At 37.1% G+C, this 3,875-nt stretch carries 2 protein-coding genes; one reads left to right on the top strand and one right to left on the bottom strand.

What is annotated here, in order from left to right; genetic code table 11:
* Window positions 1–263: 263 nt before the first annotated feature.
* On the bottom strand, window positions 264–1,292 hold the full coding sequence (mnmH, locus tag ABZA26_RS09645) for a tRNA 2-selenouridine(34) synthase MnmH (protein ID WP_372714312.1): 1,029 nt from the start codon (window positions 1,290–1,292) through the stop codon (window positions 264–266).
* A 261-nt stretch (window positions 1,293–1,553) separates the two neighbouring features.
* On the opposite strand from mnmH, the gene ABZA26_RS09640 reads away from it, so the two are divergent.
* Window positions 1,554–3,806, top strand: a complete 2,253-nt coding sequence (locus tag ABZA26_RS09640) for an adenosylcobalamin-dependent ribonucleoside-diphosphate reductase (RefSeq protein WP_372714311.1) — start codon at window positions 1,554–1,556, stop codon at window positions 3,804–3,806.
* Window positions 3,807–3,875: the final 69 nt, after the last annotated feature.

Below are 3,875 nucleotides of genomic sequence, written 5' to 3'. Positions count from 1 at the left end.
TTTAGAAAAAATCGATGTTTGAGCGAAGCGAGTTTCGATTTTTTCTTAGATTTCCGAAGGCATTTAGCTTATTTTTCACAGGCCTTGATTTTTGGTTACTTTTCATCAAGGAAAAGTAACAGATTTCGTATAAATTCAATAATTTAAGCCAAATATTTATATGAAATAATCAGACACTAAAAATAAAACCCCTCTACAAAGATTCTTTGAAAGAGGGGTTTTAATATTTATTAAATTGCGGTAACTATTCAGAGGAGAAGAAATTATAAGAAATCAGTAGTATCTAAAAAATCTATTACTCCTTGTACACCTTCTTCAATAGTTTTATAGTCTATTTTCTTGTTAAATTCCCACTTATTGATACTTTTCTCATATAGGGGGTCATAATAATCTATCACCAGTTCCCCAGCCAGCTGAGAGTAATTTTTGTTTTTTGTCAGTTCAGAATAACTTTCAGTTTTTTCTTTGCCGATATATTTTTTGAGGAAGTTTACACATTTCAATATATCTTCCTGGGATGCATCGGCATAATCTTCCATGAGAATTTTCACTCTGTGTTCCAGAGAAGTCTCTAAAAAAAGGTGTAGGCCTTTTTTCATAGCATCTGATATGGTATCAGGTAGATATACATCACCTATTCTTTTACTTTCACTTTCTACCAAAACATAGTTGTGTTCACTCTTTCTGAGATGCTCATATATCAGTGATTCAAATCTTTTTTGGCTCTGTTTCCTGGCTTCTCCTATGGCACCAAAGATGGAACCTTTATGGTCGGCATATTTTTCCAAATCAAGAACGCTGTAGCCTCTAGAATCTAACTGCTGCAGAACTTTTGTTTTTCCGACTCCTGTCCTTCCGTGAAGAACGATGTATTTTATACCGGAGTTAACTCTGGGAAGATCCTCAGATATAAATTTTCTGTAACCTTTATATCCGTCTGTGAGTTTTGAACATTTATACCCGAGAGATGAAAAAAGTGCAGTCATGCTGCCGCTTCTCATACCGCCTCTGGCACACAAAAAGACTAGTTTCTTGTATTTATTATTGAGTTCATTTATTTCATTGAAAACCTCAGGCAGACGTTTAGATATAAATTCTATACCCAGCTCCTTTGCTTTTTCTTTGGAAACCTGCTTGTAGGCTGTACCCACCTCAACTCGTTCGTTGTCCAAAAGTACCGGTATATTTACTGACCCCGGAATTGTTTCTGAAGCATACTCTTTGGGAGTACGGACATCAATCAGAATGTAATTTTTTTCATTGAGAACCTCTTTGTAACTAACCTGACGCATTGATACCTCCAAAAAATATAAATAGTTATACATATATTACACATAAAACATCCAATCAGTAAAGGAAAAAAATAAAATATCAAAAGATTTTGAAAAAATTATATGATAATTTCTTTTTAAGAATGAAGCAAAATGGCTTATTCAAAAGTGAATGAAAAATTTTAGCTTGAAAAAAATAAAAATTAAGGTAAAATTACTTGTAGGATACAATATATAGTATGATTAAATAAAAAAAATACAATATGGGGTGATGGTAGTATTATGGATATTTTAAACCTAAAAGAGTGGCTGGGAGAAGATAATACCCTGGGTATAGATATATGGGAGAAAAAATATAAATTTGACGGGGAAAATTTTGTCCAGTGGCTGGACAGAGTTTCCGGAGGAGACCCGAAAGTCAAAGAGATGATATGGAAGAAAGAGTTTATCTTTGCAGGAAGAATACTTTCTAATAGGGGACTCAATAAGGTCGGGAAAAAGATAACCTATTCCAATTGTTATGTAATAACACCTCCTGAAGATAATATTGAGTCTATATTTGAGACGGCCAAAAAACTGGCAAGAACCTTTTCATATGGAGGAGGATGCGGAGTAGATATATCAAAACTCAGGCCAAAGGGATCTGAGGTAAATAACTCTGCAAAGCATACTACAGGTGCCGTTTCTTTTATGGATCTATATAACCTTACTACGGATATAATCGGTCAAAAAGGGAGAAGAGGAGCACTTATGCTCTCAATAGATGTAAATCATCCTGATGTGGAAGATTTTATAAAGGTGAAGTCAGATCTCAATAAAATTCAGAAGGCCAATATTTCAGTGAGAATAAATGACGCATTTATGAAAGCCGTAGAAAAAGGTGACATGTTTAAGACTGAGTTTATTGTGGGAGACACCGGAGAGATAATAACAAAGAAAGTAAATGCCAGGCTTCTTTTTAAAGAACTGGCCAGACAAAACTGGAATTTTGCAGAACCTGGGGTGTTGTTTTGGGATACCATTTCCAACTGGAATCTTCTGAGTGAAGACGAAGAATTTGAGTATGCAGGAACTAATCCGTGTGCAGAAGAGCCTCTTCCCCCAGGAGGTAGCTGTCTGTTAGGATCAATAGTGCTCTCGAGTTTTATAGACGGGGGAGTATTTAATTTTGAAAGGCTGGCTGACACGGTTAAAAACGGTGTAAAGGCTCTCAACGATGTTCTGGATGAAGGACTGCCGCTGCATCCTCTTCAGGAGCAGAGGGACTCTGTAAGAGACTGGAGACAGATAGGCTTGGGGATACTCGGACTGGGAGATCTTCTTATAAATATGAAACTCAAATACGGTTCCTCTGAATCCATTGAATTTTGTGACAAAGTTTCTAAGACAATTGTGGACAATGCTTTGAGGGCAAGTGCCCTTCTGGCAAAAGAACACGGACATTTTCCAAAATTCAAAAAAGATAAGGTTCTGGCTTCACCATTTCTGAAAGATAATGCAAGTGATGAAACAATAGAACTTATAGAAAAATACGGTCTTAGAAATTCTCAGCTCCTCACTATAGCCCCTACTGGATCAATCGGAACTATGCTCAGAACCAGTACGGGAATAGAGCCCAATTTTGCATTCTTTTATACCAGAAAAACCGAGAGTCTTCACGGAGAAGATGTGTTCTACAAGGTTTTCACCCCTATAGCAAAGGATTATATGGAGGCCAATGGTATAGAGGATGAAAATGACCTTCCTGATTATTTTGTCACAGCTCAGAATCTCAATCCCTTTGACAGGATAAAAATGCAGGGAGTGTGGCAGAGGAGGATAGATGCCAGCATCTCGTCCACTATAAATCTTGTACATAAAACTTCTATAGAAGAAGTAGAAGAACTTTACATGGAAGCCTGGAAACAAGGACTGAAGGGGATGACTATTTACAGGGCTGGATGTGCAAGAGAGGGTATTCTTTCTGTAAAAAGTGAACCTAAGAAGCTTGAAATTCCAAGGGGAGAGATGAAGCCTATAGAAGAGGACACGATCTATTATCCGAAAGCTCTTAAGATAGGATGCGGGAAACTAAAAGTCATGATTGGATATTCTCCAAGTGCAAAGTCCATCCAGGATATATATGTGATAAGAAGTGGTCAGGGAGGATGCGAAAAGAATATTCAGGCAGTAGCCATATATATGTCTGCAATGCTGAGACTAGGTGGAAACCTATTCATGATGGAAAGATCTATAGAAGGTATAAGCGGATGTCCTTCTTTTGCCCTGGCAAAAGGTAAGGGAGAGGAACTTACAAAAGGTAATACCTGTCCTCTTGCAATACTTTATCTTTTGAAAGAGTTTGAAAAAGAGATGGGGCTGAACGACTATGAAAAGGCTCAAGAGAGAAAAGCCAGAAGAGACAAGGAAGATTTAGAGAGGGAAAAAGGTTATTTGGATCAAAATAAAGTGAAATGCCCTGAATGTGGTGAAGAGCTTGAAATATCAGGAGGGTGTTACTCCTGCAGAAGCTGCGGATACTCAAAATGTGAATAGATAAAATGTGCCGGGGCGTTAAGACACCCCGGTTTTTTTATTCTTTAAGAAACTATAAAATTTTAGAAT

This window comes from Ilyobacter sp., assembly GCF_041583315.1.
Classification (GTDB): Bacteria; Fusobacteriota; Fusobacteriia; order Fusobacteriales; family Fusobacteriaceae; genus Ilyobacter.
This window is presented reverse-complemented; position numbering and strand designations above follow the sequence as displayed.

Coding starts and splice junctions, on each gene's coding strand:
- mnmH (WP_372714312.1), bottom strand. CDS start 1,292: ATGCGTCAGGTTAGTTACAAAGAGGTTCTCAATGAAAAAAATTACATT.
- ABZA26_RS09640 (WP_372714311.1), top strand. CDS start 1,554: ATGGATATTTTAAACCTAAAAGAGTGGCTGGGAGAAGATAATACCCTG.